This is a genomic window from Pseudomonas sp. FSL R10-2189 (assembly GCF_009600325.1).
Lineage (GTDB): Bacteria > Pseudomonadota > Gammaproteobacteria > Pseudomonadales > Pseudomonadaceae > Aquipseudomonas > Aquipseudomonas helleri.
This window is the reverse complement of the sequence record NZ_WIVZ01000001.1, coordinates 124,347-149,476: the sequence shown is the minus strand read 5'-3', so window position 1 is coordinate 149,476 and position 25,130 is coordinate 124,347. Positions and strand designations below refer to the sequence as shown.

Genomic DNA, 25,130 nt, shown 5'->3' with positions numbered 1-25,130 from the left:
GAAGGCTGTACGTGTCATAGCCGTGTCGACCCGCCCCTGGAAAATTACCTGATGATGCTCGACTCCTTACTCATTCCAACTGCAATCGTTGCCTTGGCCGAAATCGGTGACAAGACGCAATTGCTCGCCCTCATTCTTGCCGCGCGCTTTCGCAAGCCCTGGCCCATTATCGCCGGCATCATCGTCGCGACCCTTGCCAACCATGCTGCAGCCGGTGCCGTGGGCGCCTGGTTCAGTACGTTCTTCACTGATGTGATGCTGCACTGGATCCTCGCCGCGAGCTTTACCGCGACGGCACTGTGGACCCTGGTGCCCGACAAAATGGATGACGACGAAGCCAGCACCGCGCGCAAATACGGCCCGTTCGTGACCACGCTGATCACGTTTTTCATTGCCGAAATCGGCGACAAAACCCAGGTCGCAACCGTGATGCTGGCGGCGCAATACCCGGATTTGTGGCTGGTGATTATCGGCACCACCCTGGGCATGCTGATTGCCAACGTGCCGGTGGTCTTGGCCGGTAACTTTGCCGCCGACAAACTGCCCCTGACCCTGATCCGTCGCCTGGCAGCGACCGCGTTCTTCGTGCTGGCTCTGGTGGCCGTGTACAAGGCAATGGTAACGAGCGGCTGGGTGTAGCCGGCCCCTGATTACCGTGGGAGCGGGCTTGCTCGCGATACGGCCGGCGCGGTCTGAATCATTGATCGCGGTGATGCCATCGCGAGCAAGCCCGCTCCCACACAAGGCCTGCACGCCTCAGGTTTTCGGGGCCTGCTGATAAAGCGGCATCACCTTGGGAATCGCCGCTTCCAGCGAGGCGATCCGGCTGCTGGAGGCCGGGTGGGTACTCATGAATTCAGGCGGCGAGTTTTGCGAAGCCTGGCCCATTTTCTGCCACAGGGTAATCGCGGCGTTCGGGTTGTAACCCGCACGCGCCGCGAGCTCCAGGCCAATCAGATCTGCTTCGTTTTCATTGCTGCGACTGTTGGGCAACGTCAGGCTGTAATTGACCACGGTATCGGCCAATTGCATGCTGTCCTGGCCCAAGCCGAGCAAGGCGCCCGCGCCCTGTTTGGCGATCTCGACGCCGTACGCCTTGGACATGGACTCACGCCCGTGTTCGCGCAAGGCGTGGGCAATTTCATGGCCCATGACCGCCGCAATTTCGTCGTCACTCAGGTTGAGCTGCTCGATGATCCCGCTGTAGAAAATGATCTTGCCGCCAGGGCCGCAGTTGGCGTTGAGTTCGTCGCTCTTGATCAGATTGACCTCCCAGTTCCATTGCGCGGCATCCGGGCGAAACACCGGCGCCTGGGCAATCAGCCGATTGGCAATGGCCTGCAGGCGTTTGGCGTTGGCACTGGTTTTGTCCAGCACCCCTTTGGCGTTGGCCGTGCTGACGGTTTCCTGGTAGGACTGTGCGTACATTTGGTCAACTTGCTGGCTCGACAGCATGCTGAACATGTACTGCTTGCGCTCAACCCCCACCGCGCCGCCCTGGGTGGTGTTCACCGCCTGGCAGCCACTGAGCAACACCCCTGCGCCCAGCGCGCACATTACCGCTAACTTACCCATCGAGGCTCTCCATAAAGACGGTCCATAAAGGTGGCGCGCATCGTATCTCAACCCGGCGTCAGGCACTCAGGCGCATTGAGTTTGGGGTCGTTGACCAGATTGGCCAAGGGCCGCTCGCGCAACGCGGCTTGCGGACTGGCGAGCAGTGCTTGCAAGGCCGGCAGCGGCGTCTCGGGATCAAGCCAGGCTTGCTGCCCGGCTTCATCGAGGATCAAAGGACGACGCTGAGTAGCCGCCGCCTGGGTCACCACGGCCGTGCTCAGCCACACATGCCCTTCGACCGGATACGCCTCCCAGATCCCGGCAAAAAACAGCGAGGACCCCACGCCCGGCGTCAGCCAATAAGGCCGCTTGCGCGCAGTGCCACGCCATTCATAAAAGCCGTTGGCCGGAATCAGGCAGCGCCGCTGGCGAAAAGCCTCGCGAAACATCGGCTGTTCCGCCAGGGTTTCGGCACGGGCATGGGCAGGCGTGCGCGACAGATCGGTCATCCACGACGGCGTCAGCCCCCAACGCGCCCGCGACAGCTCTCGCTGCCCGGGCTCCTGGCCTGCGCGCAGGATCAACACCGAGTCGTTGGGTGAAATGTTCCACTGGGCCTGCTGGTCCGCCGGGAACCCGGACAAGGCTGCAAAGGCAGGACTCCAACGAAACAAGGCAAAACGTCCACACATGGGGCTGCACAACTCTTCTATATAGATACAGTGAAAAAAGGCTGCTCAGCAGTCCAGTACACCCGCAAAGCTTTCAGGCTCGTCACCCGCCAGCGGCGAGGCGCCATTGTACGCATCGATCAACTCGCGTGCCTGTAACGCTTGCTCATTGGCGACCGCCAACCCCAGCAAGCCCAAGGCTGGCAACTCGCCCGTACCGCCCACCAGGTCACGCCCCTGCAAGCACGCAACGATGCCTTCACTGGCAAGCATGCCCAGTAAAAGTTCAGCTTCCATCAAATTCTCTGGCTCGTAGATTCGCTGCATATCACCTGCCTGCTACTCGTTTTCACTGTGTACATCGAGCATCCACTCCTGGCCGTCGGTCTGGAGCGTAAACACAATCGGCCGACAGCACACCGCGCAATCTTCGATGTACTGCTGATCGCCCCCCGTCAGATCAAGCACAGCTTCGCCTGGCTCGCCGCAATAGGGGCAATCGTAGTTCTCAGTTTCAAGCATCGCGGTCTCCAGAGTGACTTATGCGTATAATCGCCGGTCTATTAGCAGGGCCCTATTTTTGTCCTGCCCTGTGTATTAATCCTAGCCGCTTCCAACAAGAGAACATGATGGGCGAATTCGATACCATCCGACCTTACAGTGACACTGAAGTCCCGGCTGTTCTGGCGCGACTGCTCAGTGACAAGGCTTTTCTAGATATCCTCACCCACTTTCGCTTTCCACGCCTGGCGGGTGCATTCGGCTGGCTGTTAAAACCCCTTATAGCGCATCGCCTGCGCAAAGAGTTCGCGAACGTGACATCGGTCGCGAGCTTGCAAGACAAGGTCGAGGTGTACGTCGACCGCACCATCGAGCATGCCACAGACGGCGTGACCTATACCGGCGTCGAGCAATTGAAGTCGGGCACCGCCTACCTGTTTCTGGCCAACCACCGCGACATCGTGATGGACCCGGCCTTCGTCAACTACGCCGTGTACCACGCAGGCTTGCCAACCCCGCGCATCGCGATTGGCGACAACCTGCTGCAAAAGCCTTTTGTCAGCGACCTGATGCGCCTGAACAAAAGCTTTATCGTGCACCGCTCGATCACCGGGCGCCGTGAAAAGCTGGCGGCGTACCAACTGCTGTCGGCGTACATCAACCACTCGATTCGCAACGACGGCCAATCCATCTGGATCGCCCAGGCGGAAGGCCGCGCCAAAGACGGTGATGACCGCACCGACTCGGCGATCTTGAAGATGTTTCACATGAGCCGTAAAAACGAGCCTTTCGCCGAGGTCATTCAGTCACTGAACCTCACCCCGGTGTCGATCAGCTACGAATACGACCCGTGCGACCAGGCCAAGGCTCGCGAGCTTTACATCCGCGCGACCACGGGCACTTACAGCAAAGCCCCCGGCGAAGACGACACCAGCATTGCCAACGGCATCACCGGCTACAAAGGCCGTGTGCACGTAAACTTTGCGGCGCCGATCAGCGAAGCGTTCGAGGACAGCAAACTGCTGGCCACCGAAATGGACCGCCACATCCTCACCGGCTACCGCCTGTTCCCGGCGCACTACCTGGCGTATGCCCAGTGGGCCGATGCAGACCCGCAATTGCAGGTGCCGAGCGCAGCCGAAGTCTTCCCGGAGCAAGAACTGGCCAAGGCCCAGCAAGAGTGGCAACGCCGCCTGGACGCCTGCCCTGCCGAGCATCGCCCGTATCTGGTGCTGCAATACGCAATGCCGGTGCGCAACCAGTACCGCGTCAAAGCAGGCTTGCCGCTGTAGGAGAGAGCTTGCCTCGCGATCTTTTGATCTTTAAAAGATCGCAAGGCACGCCAGCCTCTGGCAAAACATGACAACCGGCCTAAATTGCCCTGTCACCGTATCGTCATGAAGAGAGGCCACTCTGTGGCCCCTCGACACTGACACGGAGCTTGTCATGCTGCACGCTGAAAACCAGGATCGCCTCTATCTGATCGCCCCGAGTGATGAACAACAGGCATTGATCGAGAGCTTTTCCTTCAACGTCCAAGATCGTCACTGGCTGGTCTATTGCGCGCTCAGCGGTCACACCCATGCCGACCTGCCCGAGCTGGACCTGCTCACCGGCATCAGCCGCCTTGAGCCCTACGCCGAGGCTGCATGAACCTGCCAGACACAAAAAAGCCCGAACTCAAGCCGTTCGGGCTTTTTTGTGGATCGATGTTTACTCGCCGAGCAAACGACCGACCGACGGGTCTTCGAATACGCGCGTCAGGGCATCGCTCAACACGTCGCTGACCAGCTTGGTGTTGGTTTCCTGATTCGGTGCCATGCCGAAACGCTGATCCAGCGAGGCGCTGTAGCGACCGCTGTAAGAACGGCCGCCATTGCGCACGTCAGAGCGGAAGGCCGCACCGATGGTCGCTTCGGTCACGTACATGGTGTCTTTAGGCGACTGATACTTGAGTTCAGACAAGGTAACGGTCAATTGCGGCGCGTTCCCGCCATTGGCCGTCGGGGTGTAGCCCAGCAAACGCACAGCGGCTTCGGCTTGAGCTTGCAGCTTGGGGATCACATCGGCGCTGCTGACGTTGATCGAGCTGGTTTCCGGGTACATGCCACCGCGAGTGCCCAGGGTTGGCGAAGGACGACCATCCACCACGCGCACGACCACAGGCTGACCACGGCCGACAGGCGCGAGTTGTTTGGTCAGTTTAGGCTGCGGACTGAGTTGTTGCGGGCTGTGGGCGCAGCCGACCAGGGTCAAACTGGTCACAGTGATCAAACCGAACAACAGGCGTTGCAACATGCTCATCTCTCCAGGACTGGATAAAACCGGACGCCAGTATAGCGGTGCTGCACCTGCGGTCACCAGCCGCTTGCTGTCACCACCTTGTCATGGCCGTTACATCGTCATGTCACGACCCACCGGTAATGTTTGACCTACTGACTCAACAGGTGCTCCCCATGAACAGGTCATGGTCGTTATTCTCGTTTCTGCAACCTCATCGCTGCTACGCACGTCTGGACTCCATGGGCCGCTGCCAGGCTTTTAAACAGTGCAAGCAACCGCCGGTCGGCGACAATTGGGTCGAGATCGAAGAAATTCGCCTCAACTGGTTGCACCAGGTACTACCTGCCAGCGCCCGTATGCCTGCGCGCGCAACGCGTTCAGCGGTGCTACCCGCACTCGGCCTCTGATGGACGCACCAATAAAAGTCATTTAACAGGATCAATTGCCCACGTTTCTTCGCTACAATCTCCCCCCGATTATAAGGACGTCTCCTGATCGGGCCTCGCAGCATCGCTAATGTGCTTTTATTAGCTCCTTCGTACCGCCCACAGAGAGCCGCCCACACAGATCATGTGAAGCTGGCAGCTTGCTGTTTTCAACACCAACCTGCGCCTTTGCCCGATCTGCCAGAGCTGCCATGTTGCTCGGCCTGTGCGTTGTATACCCGCACGCGCCAGTAGCGGTAGCCCTTTTTTGAGGTTCACGTCTTCAAGAGAGCGTGAAAAAAACGGGTTTTCACAACTTCACAAGAGTGTGGCGAGCAAATGAAAAGTTTTGCGTCTGAACAAGCACCATTAGCGTCTGCAACATCCTCACCCAGCAGGAACTTGATCGGCTCCAGAGCACGGGACTGAAAGCCTGTCCGCTTACGGATTTGGTTGCACAAACGGACGCTCTTGACCTTAAGTCGAATTGCCTCCCGAGCACTGAAATGCGTTCATATGAACCTTGAAGGCCCGGTTGGCGGCGTCCGCTGAAGCTGCAAGAAATTGCGATGAATCGGACATGGCGATCCTTGCTATGAGTGACCAGAGCCCCTATCTAAAACAGGCCTTGGTACACCTGGCAGCTATGCCGTCAATTAGGTGCCGTAGATTTTGGAGACGCGTTAATGGCGCATAACGAAGCAGTCGACGTAGTACTGGTTGGAGCGGGCATCATGAGTGCCACCTTGGCCGTGCTGCTCAAAGAGCTCGACCCTGGTATTACGCTGGAAGTTGTTGAGCAGATGGATTCGGGTGCTGCAGAGAGTTCCAACCCGTGGAACAACGCAGGCACCGGCCACGCTGGCTTGTGCGAATTGAACTACACGCCGCAAGCGGCCGATGGCTCGATCGACATCAAGAAAGCGGTGCACATCAATGCCCAGTTCGAAGTGTCCAAGCAGTTTTGGGCCCACCTGGCCCAACAAGGGACCTTCGGTTCGTGCAAATCCTTCATTAGCCCAGTGCCTCATCTGAGCTATGTCGAAGGCGAAAAAGGTGTGGCCTTTCTGAAAAAACGCTTTGACGTGCTGAGCAAGCACCATGCGTTTGCCGACATGGAATACACCGAAGACAAAGCCAAAATGGCTGAGTGGATGCCGCTGATGATGCCGGGCCGCCCTGCGGACCAGGTGATCTCGGCCACCCGCGTCCAGCACGGGACTGACGTTAACTTCGGCGCCTTGACCCAGCAATTGCTCAAGCACTTGGCCAGCGCTGAAGGCACGCAGATCAAGTACAGCAAAAGAGTCACTGGCCTCAAGCGCAATGGCAGCGGCTGGACCGTCAGCATCAAAGACATCAACAGCGGCAGCACTCGCCACGTCGATGCCAAATTCGTGTTCCTGGGTGCTGGCGGCGCGGCCTTGCCATTGCTGCAAGCCTCGGGCATCGAAGAAAGCAAAGGTTACGGCGGCTTCCCGGTGAGTGGCCAATGGTTGCGTTGCGACAACCCGGAAGTGGTCAAGCACCACCAGGCCAAGGTATACAGCCAGGCCGCCGTAGGTTCGCCACCGATGTCGGTTCCACACCTGGACACCCGTGTGGTTGACGGCAAAAAATCGCTGCTGTTCGGACCTTATGCCGGCTTCACCACCAAGTTCCTCAAGCACGGCTCGTTCCTTGACCTGCCAATGTCGATCCGCCTGGGTAACATCGGCCCGATGCTGGCCGTTGCCCGCGACAACATGGACCTGACCAAGTACTTGATCAGTGAAGTGCGCCAGACAATGGAAGAGCGTCTGGAATCCCTGCGTCGCTTCTACCCACAGGCCAAAGCTGAAGATTGGCGCCTGGAAGTGGCCGGGCAACGGGTTCAGATCATCAAGAAAGACCCGAAAAAAGGCGGCGTGTTGCAGTTCGGTACCGAACTGGTTGCCGCCAAAGACGGCTCGCTGGCCGCCCTGCTGGGTGCGTCACCCGGTGCATCGGTGACCGTGTCGATCATGCTGGACCTGATCGAGCGCTGCTTTGCGCAAAAGGCCACCGGCGAGTGGGCTGCGCGACTCAAGGAAATTTTCCCGGCACGGGAAAAGACTCTGGAGACCGACGCCGAGCTGTATCGCGAAATCAGTACCCGCACCTCCGAGTTGCTGGAACTGGTTGAGCCCAAAAAGGCTGATACCCAACTCGCGTAACCCAACGCTGGCGCATTGACTGGCCACCCAAAGCCCCTGCCCTTCCGGGTCAGGGGCTTTGGGTGGCTCAAGGTTTAGCCCATCGTGAACAGCACCCGCGTGCCGCCATTGCGTATAAATTCGTCATCGTCCGGCACGGCAATCAGTTCAGCCGCACACGTGGCTGCAACCGCCCCGGTTGATTTGGCCTGAGCCCAGCGATTGAGGTTTGCCTCACCCGGCGTGAGGTGACCAAAACCGAAGTGACAGGCCTGCTCGCCCTGGCGATAGGTAAATGCCTCTGCGCCTCTGGCGACGGGCAGGTAATACATAAGTTCCTGGCTCGACTTGGGTGCGACTATAAAGTCATACCCGGCGCTGTCCGGGTCTTCCAGCCATGAAAAATCATCTCCTGGCGTGATGGCATGGCCGCTGGCATTAAACACCTCTACCTCCAGCACCTCATCGGCCGCCAGGGCAACTGAGCCCAAAGCTATCAGCCCTGCTCCAAAGACCAAGGTTTTTATCACATCGTTAAGGCGAGTCATGGTTCGATTCCCTTCAAGTTAAAAGACAGCCCAAAGTCCTTTTGGGCACCCTTGAGTATTGTTCGCCCACACAAAAACACCCCGTCGCAAAATGCGCAGGTTAGGTAGGAAGTGTCTTTATTGGTGCTTATATAGCGGTGTAGGAGCGAGCTTGCCTCGCGATCTTTTGATCGTCTAAAAGATCGCGAGGCAAGCTCGCTCCTACAGGCTGGATCAGCCGCGTGCAGCCTCGATGAGCTCGATGTACTCAGCAGCATTGCGCTGGTCTTTGATGATCTCGACAAAGGTCTGGCCGTGCTCATCCTTGCCATCCAGATCGTAGCCGGCCTCTTTGAAAAAGGTCAGGAAGCGTTCGAAATCGTCGATACGCAGACCGCGATAGCCTTTAATCAATTTGTGCAGTGAAGGGGACGTCGCGTCCACAGGTTCAAAGTCCAGGAACAACTTGATCTGCTCATCGCCAATCTCATCACCAATCAACTGCTTCTTATCTTTACGCATGTCCGACTCCAGCCTGCTGATACTTCACGAGGGCCGCAGTTTACCCAAGGCTCAACGCGCGCGCACGCTGCCGGTGTGCAAGTCAGCCCAAATATGGCCATTGGCATAGGTCAAAAACTGGCAATAGACGATGTCATTGCGCAACAAATCCATCACCACGCGGTATTGGGACAGCGGATAAGACAACGTCAGGGTTTTGCTCTCACTGTCAAAAGCCGGTTTTTTCAGGCTCTTGCTTTCACCGTCGAACGAAATCAGCACTTCGCGCACGGTCGCACCCTGGCTCAACGGTTTGCCCTTCAAGCGCACCAGCAACGATGCCGTGACCGGAATCGGCTGCTGATTTGAGGGGCGTTGACTGCCCACCACCACGGAATACGACGTCACCTGCATCAGTTGCTGCTGCTCTGGCTTCTCGCTGCGCAACTGCAAATCATCGGCGGGCAAAAACTGTGCATGGGCAGGCGAAGAAACCGCGGGCGCTGCGGCCAAGGGCAAGCTGACGGTCAACAAAAGAGGGGCAACACAGCGAAATAAGCGGTTCATGACCTGCTCCGAAAGGCGAGGCAGGCACTCTAGCACGCACACGTAACAAGCCATGACCGGTTATCACACCGCTCAGGCCGGTTACGCGCCTTCACTGCGTCGGCCCATTACTGAGCCAGTAATTGGCCCGACTCAATCCGCACATGCCGTGGATGAAAACGCGCCAGGCTGCTGCGGTGCCCCACGCTGACAATGCTCAAACCCGGCAGTTGATCGATAAGCGCCTGATACAACCGCGCCTCGTCCTCTTCGTCCATCGCTGACGTTGCTTCGTCCATGTACAGCCATTGCGGGCGATACAACAGCGCTCGGGCAAACGCCAGTCGCTGCTGCTCACCGCCCGACAACACTCGTTGCCAATGATTGGCCTCATCAAGCTTGGGGATCAGATGCTCCAGGCGACAAGTGCGCAACACCTCTTCATAGCGCTCAGACGGGTAGGTATCGCCGGTCTGTGGATAACTCAGCGCCTCGCGCAAGGTGCCAATCGGCAGGTAAGGTTTTTGCGGCAGGAACAACGCCCGCTCATGGGGCATTCGAATCGCCCCGCCGCCTTGCGGCCAAAGCCCGCCCATGGCGCGCAGCAAGGTACTTTTACCGCTGCCGGAACGACCGCTGAGCATCAACCGGTCACCGGGCGCCACGTTGAGGCTCGCTCCGTGCAACAAAGGTCGGCCATCGGCCAGGTCCAGGCTCAGGTCATTTACGCTTAATGCCCCACCCTGGGCCTGTACATCAATCGCCGGTTGGCGCTGTTCGTTGTCGGTCATGGCCTGGCGGAAGCTCAGCAGTCGATCACAGGTGGCGCGCCACGCCGCCAGCGTTACGTAGGCGTCGATAAACCAGCTGAAGTTCTCTTGCACATTGCCGAAGGCAGAGTTGATTTGCATCAGCTCTCCTAACTCGATCTTGCCCGCGAAGTAGCGCGGGGCCGCGACGATAAAGGGGAAAATAATCGCAATTTGCGAATAACCGGCCGTGAAAAACGTCAGGCGCTTGGTCACCTTCATTTGCGTCCAGAAGTTATGCCAGACCTTGCTGAAGCGGCTGCTCAGGCGCTCTAGTTCGTTAGGTTCACCGTTGTACAACGCAATGCTTTCGGCGTTTTCACGCACCCGTACCATCGAAAAACGCAGGTCCGCTTCGTAGCGTTGTTGTTGGTTGCTCAGGCCAATCAGGCGGCGACCGATCAAATGCGCCAGCCAACTGCCGACCAAGGCATACAGCAGCGCACACCAAAACATATAGCCGGGAACGGTGACGCCGAAGACTTCGATGCTGCCCGACACGCCCCACAAAATAATCGAGAACGACACTAGGCTGACTACGTTGCGGATCAAACCCAAGCCGAGGGAGAGCGTACTGTCGGTGAAAGAGTTGAGGTCTTCGCTGATGCGCTGGTCAGGGTTGTCGGTGTAGCCGCCCTGCTCCAGCTGATAGTAGTTTTTGTGAGCGAGCCAGCGCGCAAAGTGCTGCTCGGTCAGCCAGCGCCGCCAGCGAATGGTCAGCATCTGCGTGAGGTAAAGCCGGTACACCGCGCCCACGATACCGGCGGCGGCAATCAGCCCGAAGTAGCCGATCAGGTGCCAGAAGGCTGCGCTGTCTTTGTTTTCCAGCGCGTTATAGAAGTCTTTGTACCAATGGTTGATCCATACCGAAATACCGACGCTGACCAGCGACAAGGCAATCACCGCGATCAACAGCAGCCAGGCCCTGGCGCGCTCCTCACTGCGCCAGTAAGGCGTTATCAGCCCCCAGACGCGAGGAATAAAATCTCCACGCACAGCATCATTTACGACAGAAGGCTCAGCGTTCTGATTCATCGTTCGGGCTCGTTGGGAGTAAAGAGCAACCTGCGAGCCGATCAGGGCGACCGGCGCATTAGCACGTTGTAAAACAGACTAGGGCCGGTCGCAGTTTCGTTGCAAATTGAAACGAAACTGCGACAGCTTCTGTTCAGCGTCGGACCGGACGCTTCTGCAATTTGCGCTGCAAGGTACGTCGATGCATGCCCAGCGCACGGGCAGTTGCCGAGATATTGCCTTCATGTTCACCCAATACGCGTTGGATGTGCTCCCACTGCAGGCGATCGACCGACATCGGGTTATCCGGCACCAGCGAGTCGAGATCGGCGTGCTGGCTCAGCAGGGCAGCCATCACGTCGTCGGCGTCAGCCGGTTTGCACAGGTAATTGCAGGCGCCGCGCTTGATCGCCTCGACCGCCGTGGCGATGCTCGAATAACCGGTCAGGATCACCACGCGCATGTCTGGATCGAGTTCCAGCAACTTGGGCAGCAGCACCAGGCCCGAATCACCTTCCATCTTCAGGTCCAGCGTGGCGAAATCAGGCACGTCCTGCTGAGCCAGAAGCAGCCCTTCTTCAGCGGAGCCTGCCGTGCTCACGCGAAATCCGCGTCGGGCCATGGCGCGGGCCATGACGCGGGTAAATGTCGCGTCGTCATCCACTAACAACAAATGTGGCAGTTCTTCGCCTTCGACCTGAATCTCTTCACTCATTTTCGTTTCCTCGGGAGACACGTGGCAGGCGTAGCTCGGTGAGCGTGCCGCCATCCTCATGACTGTAGAGTTTTACCGAGCCGCCAGCGCGTGTCACGCTGGCTTTGCTCAAGAATAGGCCCAGGCCGAAGCCTTTGCCTTTGGTTGTAAAAAACGGTTTGCCGATTTGTTCGGCAATGGCCAACGGTACACCCGCACCGTGGTCACGAATACTGATGGTTAAATCAACGGCGTCCCAATCCACAGTCACTTCGAGCCCTTCCGGGCAAGCGTCGGCGGCGTTGTTGAGCAAGTTGAGCAATGCCTGGGTGAGGTCTGGCGGTGGCGCCAGACGTGGCACCGGCGCGTGCCCCAAGCACTGAAAGCGATAGGTCGTTTCCGGGCGCATCAGGTGCCAGCGGTTCAACGCCTCATCGAGCCACTCAGTAACGTCCTGGACCTCAATGGCCAGACGACGATTGGCCTCGGCAGCCCGGACCAGTTGCTGCAAGGTCTCTTTGCACAACTTGACCTGATCTTGCAGCACGCTCAAATCGTCCTGCAACTCGGGGTCCGGGTGATCGCGACGAATCTCCTTGAGCAGCACGCTCATGGTCGACAACGGCGTGCCCAATTCATGTGCCGCACCGGCAGCCTGGGTCGCAACCGCCAGCAATTGCTGATCACGCAGGCCTTCTTCACGGCGCAAGGCGCGCAGTTCTTCTTGGCGGCGCAGCTCTTCGCCCATTCGGGCGGCAAAAAAAGTAATCACCGCCGCCGACAGGGCAAAGCTGAGCCACATGCCGTAAATCTGCAGTTTTTCGCGGAAGAACGGCGCCGCTTCCACGGGGTAAAACTGCATCAGCAGCAACGTGTACAGCGCCAGCGCGATGCCGGTCAAAATCAGCGAATAGCGCCAGGGCAACGTCACCGCCGCAATGGTCAACGGCACCAGGTAATACGACACAAACGGGTTGGCCGACCCACCGGAGAAGTACAGCAAGGCACTGTGGATAAACAGATCACAGGCCAGTTGCAGCGCGTACTCAAGCTCGGTAACCGGCCAGGTAGTGCGCAGGCGAATCGCGGTAAACGCGCACAGCAACGCGGAAAAACCGAGGGTCAGGCACAGCTGAAACCAGGGCAGCGGCAGCAGATTAAACCAGTAGGCAATGCCCACCGACCCCGCCTGTGCGACCAGCACCAGCATGCGGATAAACGTGAGACGCCAGAGGTTCTGGCGAGTTGCGGACAAAATTTGAACGGGGGCGAGCATGAGCTCTCCTGATGAGTGCTCCAGGCGACCGCACGGAGTATAACCAAGCTGGCGGCCTGACAGGCAAACGTGCGGCAATGGGCCACAGTGTATTTTTTGGAAAAACCGCTAGTAGCCCCTGACTATCCTGTGGGAGCCGGGCTTGCCCGCGATTGGATCGACCCGATACAACAGACACCCAGGCGGTGCCTGCATCGCGAGCAAGCCCGCTCCCACAGATTTATGGCCCACCCATTTTTGCGCCCCCGGCCTTCTCTGAAGTTGTATCGAAAATGTAAGTAGGCGAACTGAATCCCGCCCACTACAGTCTTATAAGTCTTGCTGACCTCACCCAAGGAGCTTTTATGTTTACTGTTCAGCGCACTGCCGCCCTTTTGACCTTGAGCCTCGGTGCTTTCGCCAGCCTGCCGGCCTTGGCTGAAGGGGTTAATTACAATCAGGTCTCGTTGCGCGCAGAAGCCAGCCAGGAAGTGCCGCGCGATCTGATGATCGTGACGCTGTACACCGAGGCGCAAAACACCGACTCAGCCAAGCTCGCCGCTGAAATCACCACCGCGATGAATAAAGCCATCGGCCAGGCCAAACAGGTCAAAGACGTGACGATGCGCCAGGGCAACCGCAACAGCTACCCGATCTATGACAACAAGACCCAGAAAATCACCGGCTGGCGTGAGCGCGCTGAACTGCGCCTGGAAAGCACCGATTTCGCCGCCTTGTCCAAGTTGACCGGCGAACTGATGCAAACCCTGAAAATGGGCAACATGCAATTCACCGTGGCCAACGCCACGCGTAAAACCAGCGAAGATGCATTGCTCAAAGATGCGGTCAATGCCTTCAAGGCCCGCGCTCAACTGGCCACCGATGCCCTGGGCGGCAAGGGTTACAAAATCGTTAACCTGAACCTCAACAGCAACGGTTACCCGCAGCCCTACATGCGCAGCGCCATGATGATGAAAGCCGCAGGCGCAGCCATGGATTCGGCACCGACACCTGAAGTCGAAGCCGGCACCAGCGAAGTCAGCATGAGCGCCGACGGCGTGATCGAAGTTCAAATGCAATAAGCACCTTGCCACACCCCAAGCCCTTGCAGCCTTCACGCTGCAAGGGCTTTTTTGTGCCCGCAATATCAAATCACCCACGCATAAAAGGGAGTTTTCCTACGAACAAACAAACATGAGCCGACATATTTTCCCGCCTAGAGCCTAGATAAGTAACACCCCATCTGGATCTAACGGCAGTTGCACGTGAACGGTCTATGGTTAACCCAGAGCCGCGATGCGTCTGTTGCACCGGCCAGGATGGGGTAAGTATCGAGAGGCTGATTCACCGGGTCGCCCTCACACTAAAAATGACAAAAAAGAGGTCTCCATGTTCAAACACGCGGTCATTCCTTTATTGGTGGGCGCCAGCCTGCTGGCAAGCGCGCCTTTCGCCCAGGCAGCCACCAACCTTGTGTATTGCTCTGAAGGCAGCCCGGCCGGTTTTGACCCCGGCCAATACACCACCGGCACAGACTTCGACGCCTCGGCCGAAACGATTTATAACCGCCTCAGCGAGTTCGAACGCGGCAGCACCAACGTCATTCCAGGGCTGGCCACGAGCTGGGACATTTCGCCAGACAACCTGACCTACACCTTCCATTTGCGGGACGGGGTCAAGTTCCACACCACGCCGTACTTCACGCCCACGCGCAACTTCAACGCTGACGACGTGCTCTTCACCTTCAACCGCATGCTCGACAAAGACATGCCGTTCCGTAAGGCCTACCCCACCGAATTCCCCTACTTCACCGACATGGGGATGGACAAGAACATCAAGTCAGTCGAAAAAATCGACGACCATACCGTCAAGTTCACTCTGAACTCTGTCGACGCGGCCTTTATCCAGAACATGGCCATGCACTTTGCCTCCATCGAGTCGGCCGAATACGCCGACAAGCTGCTCAAGGCCGGCAACCCGTCCGACATCAACCAGAAACCCATCGGCACCGGCCCGTTCGTGTTCAAGAGCTACCAAAAAGATTCGAACATCCGTTACACCGGCAACAAAGACTACTGGAAGCCTGAAGACGTCAAAATCGACAACCTGATTTTCGCCATCACCACCGACCCGTCGGTGCGCATGCAAAAGCTGAAAAAGAACGAATGCCAGATCACCATTTACCCGCGCCCCGCAGACCTGCAGTCCCTCAAAGAAGACCCCAACCTGAAGATGCCCAGCCAGGCAGGCTTCAACACGGGTTACATCGCCTACAACGTGATGGACAAGATTAAAGGCAGCAACGAGCCCAACCCGATGGCGCAACTCAAGGTTCGCCAGGCACTGGACATGGCCGTAAACAAACAGCAAATCATTGATTCGGTGTATCAGGGCGCAGGCCAGTTGGCGACCAACGTCTTGCCGCCGACCCAATGGTCCTATGACGAGTCGATCAAAGACGCGCCCTACGACCCTGAAAAAGCCAAGCAACTGCTCAAGGAAGCAGGCATCAAGGAAGGCACCGAAATCACCTTGTGGGCCATGCCCGTTCAACGCCCGTACAACCCGAACGCCAAGCTGATGGCTGAGATGCTGCAATCGGACTGGGGCAAGATCGGCATCAAGGCCAAGATCATGACCTACGAATGGGGCGAGTACATCAAGCGCTCCAAAGGCGGTGAAAACGGCGCGATGCTGATTGGCTGGAGCGGCGACAACGGTGATCCGGACAACTGGCTCGGCACCCTGTTCGGCTGCGACGCGATCAATGGCAACAACTTCTCCAAGTGGTGCAACCCCGAGTTCGACAAACTGATCACGGCCGCCAAAAACACCACTGACAAAGAGCAACGCACCAAGCTCTACGAACAAGCCCAGAAGTTGCTCAAAGAACAAGTCCCGCTCACACCCATCGCCCACTCTACGGTGTATCAACCGATGCGCAAAAACGTCGAAGGTTTCAAGATCAGCCCCTTGGGCTTGATGTCCTTCTACGGCGTGAGCGTTGATAAATAAGTAACCCGTGAATGCGGCGACAACGCCGCATTCACTCGCTCTACAAGCAACTCAGAATTTCCCTTCATCTTTAAGCTACCCCGTACTACAGCAGAGGCTATAGGACTCCCGGAAACGTCCTACAGCATTGTCAGCTCCGACGCATTTACTCACATACCTCGCGCCCTCTAACGTCTAGCCACTGCCGGCCCATCAGGCCGGATGGCTGATGCGCTGAACCCGTACGCCGCTCACAAGGCGCGTAGTCAGCGCTCATAAAACAACAAAAAGGATGGGGATCGTGATGCATAAACCTCTGGTTTTGTCTGTATTGATCAGCGCCGGCGCACTGGCCGGTAGCCCGCTCGCATACGCGGCCAATAGCCTGGTGTTTTGTTCCGAAGGCAGCCCTGCCGGTTTTGATACCGCGCAATACACCACCGCCACCGATAACGATGCTGCCGAACCGCTGTACAACCGGCTGGCCGAGTTTGAAAAGGGCGGCACCGCCGCTGTCCCGGCCCTGGCAACTCACTGGGAGGTGTCTGAAGACGGCCTGACCTACACCTTCCATCTGCGCGAAGGGGTTAAGTTCCATACCACACCATGGTTTACCCCGACCCGAGACTTCAACGCCGATGACGTGCTGTTCACCTTCAATCGCATGATCCACCCAGACCATCCGTTTCGCCTCGCCTACCCCACCGAGTTCCCTTATTTCAGCGGCATGAGCCTTAACAAAAACATCGCCAGCGTCGAAAAAAACGGCCCGCTGACCGTGGTCATGACGCTCAACGCTGTAGACGCCGCCTTTATTCAAAACCTGGCCATGAGCTTTGCTTCGATTGTCTCGGCCGAATATGCCGAGCAACTGCTCGCCACCGGCAAACCTGGCGACATCAACCAAAAACCGGTCGGCACCGGGCCCTACGTATTCCAGCGCTATCAAAAAGACTCGAACATCCGTTATGCCGCCCACAAGGGCTATTGGGACCCCAGCCAGGTCAAACTCGACAACCTGATTTTTTCAATCAGCGTCGACGCGTCGGCACGCATGCAAAAGCTGCGTAAAAACGAGTGCCAGGTCTCGCTGAACCCACGCCCTGCCGACCTGGCCGGGCTCAAGGCCGACCCGGCCTTGCAGGTCATTGAAAAGCCCGGCTTCAACTTGGGGTACATCACCTACAACGTCCAGCACAAACCGCTGGACCAATTGCCCGTGCGCCAGGCGCTGGACATGGCCATCAATAAGGACGCCATTCTCAAGGCGGTGTATCAGGGTGCGGGGCAAAAGGCCGTCAACGCCATGCCGCCGACGCAATGGTCCTATGACGACACCATTGAGGACGCGCCCTACAACCCGGAAAAAGCCAAAGCACTGCTCCAGGCCGCCGGGGTGAAAGAAGGCACAGAAATCACCTTGTGGGCCATGCCGGTGCAACGCCCCTACAACCCGAACGCCAAACTGATGGCGCAAATGCTGCAATCCGACTGGGCCAAGATCGGGCTCAAGATCAACATCGTCAGTTATGAGTGGGGCGAATACATCAAACGCACTAAACAAGGCGAGCATGACATCAGCCTCATTGGCTGGACCGGTGACAACGGCGACCCCGACAACTGGCTCGGCACCCTTTACAGCTGTGACGCCATTGGCGCCAACAACTACTCCAGGTGGTGCGACAGCACCTACGAAGCACTGATCAAAAAAGCCAGAACCCTCACTGACCGTGAGCAACGGACGGTTTTGTACAAACAAGCCCAACAGTTGCTCAAGCAACAGGTCCCGATCACGCCGATTGCCCACTCAACAGTCAGTCAACCCTTGAGCGTCAAGGTCAAGGGTTTTGAGGTCAGCCCCTTTGGCCGCAATACCTTCTCGGGCGTCAGCCTCGACGACTGAATAGCCCTTTAACCACCCCACGTTTGCGCAGACCACCCACGGTGGTCCGCCCAGGCTTTGCCCGAACAAATGTTCACACCGCTCTAAACGGAGCCACACAGCCGTATCGCATAACAAAAACGACAAAAAAAAGCACAGGAGCCTCAACCATGAAACTTGCAAGCACCACGCTATTAGCCCTGGCCATCAGCGGCATCAGTACAACCGCCCATGCCGATGAATTCATCGGTACCCAGCTTAAATCCGATGCCAGCGAGCAAAGTACAGCCGAGGGTTTTGTCGAAGGCAGCAGCCTGAGCGGCACCACGCGCAACTGGTACGCCAACGAACTCAAACGTCGAGGTGGCCAGTTCACCTACAACGATCATGGCACCAGCAAAACCACTCCACGCCGGATCAACTGGACCCAAGGCACCATCCTTGATTTCAGCTCGGGCTTCACCCAGGGCACCGTGGGTTTCAGCACCCAAGTGGCGGCGTACAACGCCATCGCCCTGGATCGCGACATCAATCACATCGCCGGCAATAACAACCGCACCCTCAGCCACAGCGACGGCGATGCGGTTGGCCAGTGGAGCAAGCTGGGCCTGGCAAACATCAAGGCCCGCATTTCCAACACCACACTGACCGTAGGCCGACAGAACTTCAGCAGCCCCACTATCGATGTGATCGGTAACCGTGCACTGCCTTCAAGCTTTCAAGGGGTGGGCTTGCGCAGCGAAGAGTTCAACAACCTGATTATCGACGCAGGCTCCTTTGACCGCGTCTCGCCGCGTACTGAACAAAGCTTGAGCAAGTTCCGCAGTGAATATGGCGCCCTCGGGGTCGAAACAGATCGCGCCAGCGTCGCAGGCCTCAGTTACCAGCCGTTCAGTAGCCTGAAAACGTCGCTGTATGCCACCCACGTCGAAGACTTCTGGAACCAGTATTACGTCGGTGCCGTGCATGACTGGGGCGACAATGCCGTGTTGGGCCTGAACACTAACTTCAACTACTACAAGACCCTCGACACCGGCAAAAAAGCCATGGGCGAGATCAACAACGACACTTACAGCCTGGCCTTCGGCCTGACCCATCAAGCCCACACCGTGAGCCTGTCGTACCAACAAGTGGTCGGCGACGAGTACTTCGACTACCTGCACGAAACCAACGGCATTTACCTGGCCAACTCGCTGCTGTCGGACTTCAACGGCCCGAACGAAAAGTCACTGCAACTGGCGTACAGCATCAACATGGCGCAGTACGGTATTCCCGGCCTGAAATTCAACGCCTACCACGCCCGCGGTTGGGACATCGACGGCACCCACTACAAGGGCACCGCCTATGATGTACGCAACATGGACGGTGAAAAGCATTCGGAGTACAGCGTTGGCACATCCTATGCAATTCAAAGCGGTCCATTGAAAGCTACGGCCATCCGTGCGACCTACACCACGCACCGTGCCAGCAAAAACCAGTCTGACGGCAGCATCAATGAGTTCCGCGTGGTCACGACCATACCGTTCAATATTCTGTAAACGTCTTATAGCGCTCGACAGAACAGCGGCGGGCTCAAACAGCCCGCGCCGTTCTTGGCAGGCTCAATTAATCAGGAGAGGGTTGCCATGAAAAAATACCAACTGCGCACTGCCCTTGCCGCCGCACTGCTCAGTGCCGCCGTGAGTGTTAACGCCAAAACCCTGGTGGTGTGCACCGAAGCCAGCCCCGAAGGGTTCGATGTCGTTCAATACAGCACGGCGGTGACCGCTGACGCCTCAGCACAAACCATCCTTGACCGGCTGGTCGACTTCAAACCGGGCACTACCGATGTTGAGCCGGCCCTGGCAGAGCGCTGGGACATCAGCCCCGACGGGCTGGAATACACCTTTTACCTGCGCCCCGGGGTGAAGTTTCATACCACCGACTACTTCACACCGACCCGCACCCTGAACGCCGACGACGTGATCTGGAGCTTTCAGCGCCAGCTCGACCCCAATCACCCGTGGCACGCACTCTCGCTGGTGGGTTACCCCTACTTCGAAAGCATGGGCTTTAAAGACCTGCTCAAAAGGGTCGAAAAAGTGGACGACATGACGGTCAAGATCACCCTCAACCATGCTGAGTCGCCGTTCCTGCGCGACGTGGCCATGCCGTTCACCTCGATCTATTCCGCCGAATACGCCGACCAATTGCTCAAGTCCGGTAAAACCGCAGACCTCAACAGCAAGCCCATCGGCACCGGGCCGTTTATCTTCGTGCGCTACAACAAAGACGCCCAAGTGCGCTTTAAGGCCAACCCGGACTACTTCCGTGGCAAGCCACCCAGCGACAACCTGATTTTCGCCGTGACCACCGACAGCAACGTGCGCCTGCAAAAGCTCAAGGCCAACGAATGCCAGATCGCCCTCTACCCCAAGCCCGACGAAGTCAAAAACATCCGCCAGGACCCTAACCTCAAGGTCGACGAACTGGCGGCGCTGATGACCAGCTACATCGCCATGAACACCAGCCACAAATACCTCAGCGATGTGCGGGTACGCCAGGCCATCGACATGGCGTTCGACAAGCAAACCTACCTCAACAGCGTCCATGGCGCAGGCAACGCCCTACTGGCCATCAACCCGTACCCGCCAACCATGCTGGGGTTCAACACCACCCTGCAAAGCCCGCCTCGCGACCTGGACAAAGCCCGCGCCCTGCTCAAGGAAGCCGGTGTACCTGAAGGCACCACCTTCACCCTGTTCACCCGCAATGGTGGCGGCCCGACCAACCCCAACCCGATGCTCGGCGCCCAGTTGCTGCAATCAGACTTGGCCAGGGTCGGCATCAAACTCGACATCCGGGTCATGGAATGGGGCGAAATGCTCAAGCGCGCCAAGGCGGGCGAACACGACCTGGTTTCAACCGGCTGGGGCGGTGACAACGGCGACCCAGACAACTTCCTCACCCCGCTGCTGAGCTGTGAGGCCGCTAAAAATGGCGAAAACTACGCTCGCTGGTGCAACAAAACCTTCGAGGACCTGATCACCAAAGCCCGCAACAGCAGTGAACCCGCAGAGCGGGCTGCACTCTATGAACAAGCACAGGTGGTATTTCATCAAGAACAACCCTGGATCAACGTCGCCCACCCTATGCTGTTTACAGCCATGCGTAAAAACGTCGAGGGCTACATTTTAAGCCCACTGACCCATAATAATTTCGCCACAACCCAGGTGAAGTAGAACAATAAAATACCCGCCAGCGTCCACCCCGACACTGGCGAACTGCCTGACCGGCTGATGAGGAACACCACACGATGTTTAGTTTTATTGCCCGCCGAATAGGGCTGTTGATCCCTACGTTTTTCGGCGTCACCTTGCTCACCTTCGCCCTGATTCGCATGATCCCTGGCGATCCGGTCGAAGTCATGATGGGCGAACGCCGCGTCGACCCCGAAATGCACGCCCAGGCCATGGAGCGCCTTGGCCTGAACAAACCGCTCTATGAGCAGTATTTTGATTACGTCGGCAAACTCGCCCACGGCGACCTCGGCGAATCGTTGCGCACCCGTGAAAGCGTGTGGACCGAATTTACCGCGCTGTTCCCCGCCACCCTTGAGCTGGCGGGTGCAGCGCTGCTGTTCGCAGGCATTTTCGGCTTGCTGGCCGGGGTCATTGCGGCCCTCAAGCGGGGCTCACTGTTTGACCACGGGGTGATGGGCATTTCCCTCGCCGGGTATTCGATGCCGATCTTCTGGTGGGGCCTGATCCTGATCATGTTTTTCTCGGTAGGCCTGGGCTGGACTCCGGTTTCCGGGCGCATCGACCTGCTTTATGACATCGAGCCGAAAACCGGCTTCATGCTCATCGACACCCTGCTCAGCGACGAACCCGAAGCGTTCTGGGATGCGCTGCACCACATCATCTTGCCCGCCATCGTGCTGGGCACCATCCCGCTGGCGGTGATTGCGCGCATGACCCGTTCATCGATGCTCGAAGTGCTGCGCGAAGACTACATTCGCACCGCCCGCGCCAAAGGCCTGTCGCCTGCCCGGGTGGTGTTCGTGCACGGCCTGCGCAACGCGCTGATCCCGGTGCTGACCGTGGTCGGCCTGCAAGTCGGCACCCTGCTGGCCGGTGCCGTGCTCACCGAAACCATTTTCTCGTGGCCCGGTATCGGTAAATGGCTGATCGAAGCCATTGGCGCCCGGGACTATCCCGTGGTGCAAAACGGCATCCTGCTAATCGCCTGCCTGGTGATTCTGGTCAACTTCGTGGTGGATATCCTCTACGGCTTTGCCAACCCACGCATCCGTCACCAGCGCTGAGATCCTGACCATGAGTACCTCGACCAATAGCACTGAAGTGGATCAAAGCCTGCTTTATCCCTCCCCGTACAAAGAGTTCTGGCACGCCTTCGCGAAAAACAAAGGCGCGGTGGCAGGCCTGATGTTCATGAGCCTCATCGTGTTCTGCGCGGTGTTTGCCCCGTGGGTCGCCCCGCATAACCCGAGCGAACAATACCGCGATTTCCTGCTCACCCCGCCGGTGTGGCTGGAAGGCGGCAACTGGCAATTTTTGCTGGGCACCGACGAACTGGGCCGGGACATGCTCTCGCGCCTGATCGCAGGCTCGCGCCTGTCCCTGTTGATCGGCTTGTCATCGGTGGTGATTTCGCTGATTCCGGGGGTGATTCTAGGTCTGTTCGCCGGGTTCTTCCCGCGCCTGCTGGGCCCGAGCATCATGCGTTTAATGGACATCATGCTGGCCTTGCCGTCGTTGCTGCTGGCAGTGGCGATTGTCGCCATCCTCGGCCCAGGCCTGATCAACACCGTGATCGCGATTGCTGTGGTCTCGCTGCCGTCCTACGTGCGCCTGACCCGCGCCGCCGTGATGGGAGAACTCAACCGTGACTACGTCACCGCAGCGCGCCTGGCCGGGGCCAGCTTGCCGCGCCTGATGTTTATCACCGTGCTGCCCAACTGCATGGCGCCGCTAATCGTACAGGCAACTTTGAGCTTCTCGTCGGCGATCCTCGACGCCGCCGCCCTGGGTTTTCTGGGGTTGGGCGTGCAACCGCCAACGCCTGAGTGGGGCACCATGCTCGCCTCGGCCCGTGACTACATCGAACGTGCCTGGTGGGTGGTGAGTCTGCCCGGCCTGGCCATTTTGCTCAGCGTGCTGGCAATCAACCTGATGGGCGACGGTCTGCGCGATGCGCTGGACCCGAAACTCAAAAACGCCGCCTGAGGAGATTCCCATGTCATTGCTAGAAATCAAGAATCTCAACGTTCGTTTTGGCGACGCCAACGCCGTGCCGGTTGTCGATGGTTTGAGCCTGTCTGTGGATAAAGGCGAAGTACTGGCCATTGTCGGCGAATCGGGGTCGGGCAAGTCCGTGACCATGATGGCGCTGATGGGCCTGATCGATGCCCCCGGCATTGTCACCGCCGACGCCCTGACCTTCGACAGCAAAAACATGCTGACCCTCAGCCCGCGTCAACGCCGGCAAGTGGTCGGCAAAGACATGGCGATGGTCTTTCAAGACCCGATGACCGCCTTGAACCCCAGCTACACCGTGGGTTTCCAGATTGAAGAAGTGCTGCGCCTGCACCTCAAGATGTCAAAAAAAGACGCCCGCAAACGCGCCATCGAACTGCTCGAAAAAGTCGAGATCCCCGCAGCGGCCAGCCGCATGCAGGCTTATCCGCACCAGTTGTCGGGGGGCATGAGCCAGCGCGTTGCGATCGCCATGGCCATCGCCGCCGAACCCAAACTGCTGATCGCTGACGAACCAACCACCGCGCTCGACGTGACCATTCAGGCGCAGATCATGGACCTGCTGCTCAACCTGCAGCGCGAGCAGGACATGGCCCTGGTGCTGATTACCCACGACCTCGCCGTGGTCGCTGAAACCGCACAGCGCGTGTGCGTGATGTACGCAGGCCAAGCGGTCGAAGTCGGCAACGTGCCGGGGCTGTTTGACGTCCCGGCGCACCCGTACAGCGAAGCATTGCTGGCGGCCATCCCGGAACACAGCATGGGCGCTGCGCGGCTGGCGACCTTGCCCGGCATCGTCCCCGGCCGTTACGACCGCCCGCTGGGCTGCTTGCTGTCCCCGCGCTGCCCGTACGTGCAAGACACCTGCCGCCAGCAACGTCCGGCCCTTGAACCCAAAGCTCACAGCCAGGTGCGCTGCTTCTTCCCCTTGAATCAGGAGGTGGCGTAATGACTGTTGTTCTGACTGCCCGTGATCTGACCCGCCATTACGAAGTGTCCCGCGGCCTGTTCAAAGGCCATGCCGTGGTCCGTGCGCTCAACGGCGTGTCTTTTGAACTTGAAGCCGGCAAAACCCTGGCCGTGGTCGGTGAATCCGGCTGCGGTAAATCAACCCTCGCCCGCGCCCTGACCCTGATCGAAGAACCCTCTTCGGGCTCATTGAAAATCGCCGGGCAAGAAGTGGCAGGCGCCAACAAGGCCGCACGCAAGCAACTGCGCAAAGACGTGCAGATGGTCTTCCAAAGCCCCTACGCCTCGCTCAACCCACGGCAAAAGGTCGGTGACCAACTGGCCGAGCCGCTGCTGATCAACACCGCCCTGAGCGCCAGCGAACGCCGCGAAAAAGTCCAGGCCATGATGAAACAGGTCGGCTTGCGCCCTGAGCATTACCACCGCTACCCGCACATGTTTTCGGGTGGCCAGCGCCAGCGCATCGCCCTGGCACGGGCCATGATGCTGCAACCCAAAGTGCTGGTGGCCGATGAGCCGACCTCGGCGCTCGACGTGTCGATTCAGGCGCAGGTGCTCAACCTGTTCATGGACTTGCAGCAAGAGTTCAACACCGCTTACGTCTTCATCTCGCACAACCTGGCGGTGGTGCGGCATGTGGCCGATGAAGTGCTGGTGATGTACTTGGGCCGCCCGGTAGAAATGGGCCCCAAAGAAGAAATTTACACCCGGCCGCTGCACCCTTACACCCAAGCGCTATTGTCGGCGACCCCGACCATTCACCCGGACCCGCTCAAGCCGAAAATCAAAATCGCCGGAGAACTGCCCAACCCGCTCAACCCGCCCTCCGGGTGCGCCTTCCACAAGCGCTGCGCATACGCGACCGAGTTTTGCAGCACTCATGAACCGACATTGCGTGTGCTGGATAACCGCCAGGTGGCTTGCCATCACGCGGAGCAGTTTTTGCAGGCGTAGCGCAAAACCCTGGCTGTAGGCGCCAATGCAGTTCACTTAATAAGAGTGGGAGCGGGCTTGCTCGCGATGGCCTTTAGAGCGCCTCATTTATTCGGCAAAACGCGTCATCGTTAACG

At 58.3% G+C, this 25,130-nt stretch carries 25 protein-coding genes; 14 read left to right on the top strand and 11 right to left on the bottom strand.

What is annotated here, in order from left to right; translation table 11 throughout:
* Positions 1–54: 54 nt before the first annotated feature.
* The gene (locus GHO32_RS00685; protein WP_048367790.1) at positions 55–639 is read left to right on the top strand and encodes a TMEM165/GDT1 family protein; all 585 of its coding nucleotides are present in this window, start codon (positions 55–57) and stop codon (positions 637–639) included.
* A gap of 117 nt (positions 640–756) precedes the next feature.
* On the opposite strand, the gene GHO32_RS00680 is transcribed toward GHO32_RS00685, so the two are convergent.
* Genes GHO32_RS00680 through GHO32_RS00665 form a run of 4 tightly spaced genes read right to left on the bottom strand, consistent with a single transcriptional unit; the run spans position 757 to position 2,750 of the window.
* On the bottom strand, positions 757–1,575 hold the full coding sequence (locus tag GHO32_RS00680; protein ID WP_123751345.1) for a M48 family metallopeptidase: 819 nt from the start codon (positions 1,573–1,575) through the stop codon (positions 757–759).
* Between the two features lie 47 nt (positions 1,576–1,622).
* Positions 1,623–2,249 carry an SOS response-associated peptidase gene (locus GHO32_RS00675; protein ID WP_153335301.1) on the bottom strand — a complete coding sequence of 209 codons (627 nt, stop codon included), beginning with the start codon at positions 2,247–2,249 and terminating at the stop codon, positions 1,623–1,625.
* A gap of 45 nt (positions 2,250–2,294) precedes the next feature.
* Positions 2,295–2,555, bottom strand: a complete 261-nt coding sequence (locus GHO32_RS00670) for a putative signal transducing protein (RefSeq protein WP_048367234.1) — start codon at positions 2,553–2,555, stop codon at positions 2,295–2,297.
* A 12-nt stretch (positions 2,556–2,567) separates the two neighbouring features.
* Entirely contained in the window at positions 2,568–2,750 is a 183-nt protein-coding gene (locus GHO32_RS00665; RefSeq protein ID WP_153335300.1) for a CPXCG motif-containing cysteine-rich protein, read from the bottom strand.
* Positions 2,751–2,857: 107 nt separating this feature from the next.
* On the opposite strand from GHO32_RS00665, the gene GHO32_RS00660 reads away from it, so the two are divergent.
* Positions 2,858–4,021, top strand: coding sequence for a 1-acyl-sn-glycerol-3-phosphate acyltransferase (locus GHO32_RS00660; protein WP_173430615.1), 1,164 nt, complete (start codon positions 2,858–2,860; stop codon positions 4,019–4,021).
* A 154-nt stretch (positions 4,022–4,175) separates the two neighbouring features.
* Complete coding sequence (locus GHO32_RS00655; RefSeq protein WP_048367237.1) at positions 4,176–4,382, top strand: hypothetical protein; 207 nt, start codon at positions 4,176–4,178, stop codon at positions 4,380–4,382.
* Between the two features lie 60 nt (positions 4,383–4,442).
* On the opposite strand, the gene GHO32_RS00650 is transcribed toward GHO32_RS00655, so the two are convergent.
* Entirely contained in the window at positions 4,443–5,027 is a 585-nt protein-coding gene (locus tag GHO32_RS00650; protein ID WP_153335299.1) for a YajG family lipoprotein, read from the bottom strand.
* A gap of 158 nt (positions 5,028–5,185) precedes the next feature.
* On the opposite strand from GHO32_RS00650, the gene GHO32_RS00645 reads away from it, so the two are divergent.
* Positions 5,186–5,419, top strand: a complete 234-nt coding sequence (locus tag GHO32_RS00645; RefSeq protein WP_048367239.1) for a hypothetical protein — start codon at positions 5,186–5,188, stop codon at positions 5,417–5,419.
* A gap of 704 nt (positions 5,420–6,123) precedes the next feature.
* Positions 6,124–7,632, top strand: coding sequence for a malate dehydrogenase (quinone) (gene mqo / locus GHO32_RS00640; RefSeq protein WP_153335298.1), 1,509 nt, complete (start codon positions 6,124–6,126; stop codon positions 7,630–7,632).
* Positions 7,633–7,706: 74 nt separating this feature from the next.
* Here the strand turns inward: mqo and GHO32_RS00635 are convergent, their stop codons facing one another.
* The 6 genes from GHO32_RS00635 to GHO32_RS00610 form a co-directional block, all read right to left on the bottom strand.
* Positions 7,707–8,159 carry a hypothetical protein gene (locus GHO32_RS00635; protein ID WP_153335297.1) on the bottom strand — a complete coding sequence of 151 codons (453 nt, stop codon included), beginning with the start codon at positions 8,157–8,159 and terminating at the stop codon, positions 7,707–7,709.
* Positions 8,160–8,372: 213 nt separating this feature from the next.
* The gene (locus tag GHO32_RS00630; RefSeq protein ID WP_153335296.1) at positions 8,373–8,660 is read right to left on the bottom strand and encodes a PA4642 family protein; all 288 of its coding nucleotides are present in this window, start codon (positions 8,658–8,660) and stop codon (positions 8,373–8,375) included.
* A gap of 51 nt (positions 8,661–8,711) precedes the next feature.
* Positions 8,712–9,206, bottom strand: coding sequence for a hypothetical protein (locus tag GHO32_RS00625; RefSeq protein WP_048367243.1), 495 nt, complete (start codon positions 9,204–9,206; stop codon positions 8,712–8,714).
* 107 nt (positions 9,207–9,313) lie between these two features.
* Positions 9,314–11,029, bottom strand: a complete 1,716-nt coding sequence (locus GHO32_RS00620; RefSeq protein ID WP_153335295.1) for an ABC transporter ATP-binding protein/permease — start codon at positions 11,027–11,029, stop codon at positions 9,314–9,316.
* 133 nt (positions 11,030–11,162) lie between these two features.
* Positions 11,163–11,723 (bottom strand): response regulator transcription factor, encoded by a 561-nt coding sequence (locus tag GHO32_RS00615; protein WP_123751337.1) that lies wholly within the window; start codon positions 11,721–11,723, stop codon positions 11,163–11,165.
* On the bottom strand, positions 11,716–12,978 hold the full coding sequence (locus GHO32_RS00610; RefSeq protein ID WP_153335294.1) for an ATP-binding protein: 1,263 nt from the start codon (positions 12,976–12,978) through the stop codon (positions 11,716–11,718). The genes GHO32_RS00615 and GHO32_RS00610 overlap by 8 nt, the downstream gene beginning before the upstream one ends.
* Positions 12,979–13,322: 344 nt before the next feature.
* On the opposite strand from GHO32_RS00610, the gene GHO32_RS00605 reads away from it, so the two are divergent.
* The 9 genes from GHO32_RS00605 to GHO32_RS00565 all read left to right on the top strand — a co-directional run bounded on the left by GHO32_RS00605 (position 13,323) and on the right by GHO32_RS00565 (position 25,014).
* Positions 13,323–14,039, top strand: coding sequence for an SIMPL domain-containing protein (locus GHO32_RS00605; RefSeq protein ID WP_153335293.1), 717 nt, complete (start codon positions 13,323–13,325; stop codon positions 14,037–14,039).
* Positions 14,040–14,346: 307 nt separating this feature from the next.
* Positions 14,347–15,972, top strand: a complete 1,626-nt coding sequence (locus GHO32_RS00600; protein ID WP_153335292.1) for an ABC transporter substrate-binding protein — start codon at positions 14,347–14,349, stop codon at positions 15,970–15,972.
* A 283-nt stretch (positions 15,973–16,255) separates the two neighbouring features.
* Positions 16,256–17,854 (top strand): ABC transporter substrate-binding protein, encoded by a 1,599-nt coding sequence (locus GHO32_RS00595; RefSeq protein ID WP_153335306.1) that lies wholly within the window; start codon positions 16,256–16,258, stop codon positions 17,852–17,854.
* A 149-nt stretch (positions 17,855–18,003) separates the two neighbouring features.
* Positions 18,004–19,371 (top strand): OprD family porin, encoded by a 1,368-nt coding sequence (locus GHO32_RS00590; protein ID WP_153335291.1) that lies wholly within the window; start codon positions 18,004–18,006, stop codon positions 19,369–19,371.
* An 87-nt stretch (positions 19,372–19,458) separates the two neighbouring features.
* Positions 19,459–21,054 carry an ABC transporter substrate-binding protein gene (locus GHO32_RS00585; protein ID WP_153335290.1) on the top strand — a complete coding sequence of 532 codons (1,596 nt, stop codon included), beginning with the start codon at positions 19,459–19,461 and terminating at the stop codon, positions 21,052–21,054.
* Between the two features lie 74 nt (positions 21,055–21,128).
* The gene (locus GHO32_RS00580) at positions 21,129–22,139 is read left to right on the top strand and encodes an ABC transporter permease subunit (RefSeq protein ID WP_048367255.1); all 1,011 of its coding nucleotides are present in this window, start codon (positions 21,129–21,131) and stop codon (positions 22,137–22,139) included.
* Between the two features lie 10 nt (positions 22,140–22,149).
* Positions 22,150–23,061: an ABC transporter permease subunit gene (locus GHO32_RS00575; protein ID WP_048391413.1), complete on the top strand. Its 912-nt coding sequence runs from the start codon at positions 22,150–22,152 to the stop codon at positions 23,059–23,061.
* Between the two features lie 10 nt (positions 23,062–23,071).
* Positions 23,072–24,040 (top strand): ABC transporter ATP-binding protein, encoded by a 969-nt coding sequence (locus tag GHO32_RS00570; protein WP_153335289.1) that lies wholly within the window; start codon positions 23,072–23,074, stop codon positions 24,038–24,040.
* Positions 24,040–25,014 (top strand): peptide ABC transporter ATP-binding protein, encoded by a 975-nt coding sequence (locus GHO32_RS00565; protein WP_153335288.1) that lies wholly within the window; start codon positions 24,040–24,042, stop codon positions 25,012–25,014. Before GHO32_RS00570 ends, GHO32_RS00565 begins: the two co-directional genes overlap by 1 nt.
* Positions 25,015–25,130 lie beyond the last annotated feature (116 nt).

Bases quoted from the DNA above. Each gene is read 5' to 3' on its own strand.
- GHO32_RS00685 (WP_048367790.1), top strand. From the start codon at position 55: ATGCTCGACTCCTTACTCATTCCAACTGCAATCGTTGCCTTGGCCGAA.
- GHO32_RS00680 (WP_123751345.1), bottom strand. From the start codon at position 1,575: ATGGGTAAGTTAGCGGTAATGTGCGCGCTGGGCGCAGGGGTGTTGCTC.
- GHO32_RS00675 (WP_153335301.1), bottom strand. From the start codon at position 2,249: ATGTGTGGACGTTTTGCCTTGTTTCGTTGGAGTCCTGCCTTTGCAGCC.
- GHO32_RS00670 (WP_048367234.1), bottom strand. From the start codon at position 2,555: ATGCAGCGAATCTACGAGCCAGAGAATTTGATGGAAGCTGAACTTTTA.
- GHO32_RS00665 (WP_153335300.1), bottom strand. From the start codon at position 2,750: ATGCTTGAAACTGAGAACTACGATTGCCCCTATTGCGGCGAGCCAGGC.
- GHO32_RS00660 (WP_173430615.1), top strand. From the start codon at position 2,858: ATGGGCGAATTCGATACCATCCGACCTTACAGTGACACTGAAGTCCCG.
- GHO32_RS00655 (WP_048367237.1), top strand. From the start codon at position 4,176: ATGCTGCACGCTGAAAACCAGGATCGCCTCTATCTGATCGCCCCGAGT.
- GHO32_RS00650 (WP_153335299.1), bottom strand. From the start codon at position 5,027: ATGTTGCAACGCCTGTTGTTCGGTTTGATCACTGTGACCAGTTTGACC.
- GHO32_RS00645 (WP_048367239.1), top strand. From the start codon at position 5,186: ATGAACAGGTCATGGTCGTTATTCTCGTTTCTGCAACCTCATCGCTGC.
- mqo (WP_153335298.1), top strand. From the start codon at position 6,124: ATGGCGCATAACGAAGCAGTCGACGTAGTACTGGTTGGAGCGGGCATC.
- GHO32_RS00635 (WP_153335297.1), bottom strand. From the start codon at position 8,159: ATGACTCGCCTTAACGATGTGATAAAAACCTTGGTCTTTGGAGCAGGG.
- GHO32_RS00630 (WP_153335296.1), bottom strand. From the start codon at position 8,660: ATGCGTAAAGATAAGAAGCAGTTGATTGGTGATGAGATTGGCGATGAG.
- GHO32_RS00625 (WP_048367243.1), bottom strand. From the start codon at position 9,206: ATGAACCGCTTATTTCGCTGTGTTGCCCCTCTTTTGTTGACCGTCAGC.
- GHO32_RS00620 (WP_153335295.1), bottom strand. From the start codon at position 11,029: ATGAATCAGAACGCTGAGCCTTCTGTCGTAAATGATGCTGTGCGTGGA.
- GHO32_RS00615 (WP_123751337.1), bottom strand. From the start codon at position 11,723: ATGAGTGAAGAGATTCAGGTCGAAGGCGAAGAACTGCCACATTTGTTG.
- GHO32_RS00610 (WP_153335294.1), bottom strand. From the start codon at position 12,978: ATGCTCGCCCCCGTTCAAATTTTGTCCGCAACTCGCCAGAACCTCTGG.
- GHO32_RS00605 (WP_153335293.1), top strand. From the start codon at position 13,323: ATGTTTACTGTTCAGCGCACTGCCGCCCTTTTGACCTTGAGCCTCGGT.
- GHO32_RS00600 (WP_153335292.1), top strand. From the start codon at position 14,347: ATGTTCAAACACGCGGTCATTCCTTTATTGGTGGGCGCCAGCCTGCTG.
- GHO32_RS00595 (WP_153335306.1), top strand. From the start codon at position 16,256: ATGCATAAACCTCTGGTTTTGTCTGTATTGATCAGCGCCGGCGCACTG.
- GHO32_RS00590 (WP_153335291.1), top strand. From the start codon at position 18,004: ATGAAACTTGCAAGCACCACGCTATTAGCCCTGGCCATCAGCGGCATC.
- GHO32_RS00585 (WP_153335290.1), top strand. From the start codon at position 19,459: ATGAAAAAATACCAACTGCGCACTGCCCTTGCCGCCGCACTGCTCAGT.
- GHO32_RS00580 (WP_048367255.1), top strand. From the start codon at position 21,129: ATGTTTAGTTTTATTGCCCGCCGAATAGGGCTGTTGATCCCTACGTTT.
- GHO32_RS00575 (WP_048391413.1), top strand. From the start codon at position 22,150: ATGAGTACCTCGACCAATAGCACTGAAGTGGATCAAAGCCTGCTTTAT.
- GHO32_RS00570 (WP_153335289.1), top strand. From the start codon at position 23,072: ATGTCATTGCTAGAAATCAAGAATCTCAACGTTCGTTTTGGCGACGCC.
- GHO32_RS00565 (WP_153335288.1), top strand. From the start codon at position 24,040: ATGACTGTTGTTCTGACTGCCCGTGATCTGACCCGCCATTACGAAGTG.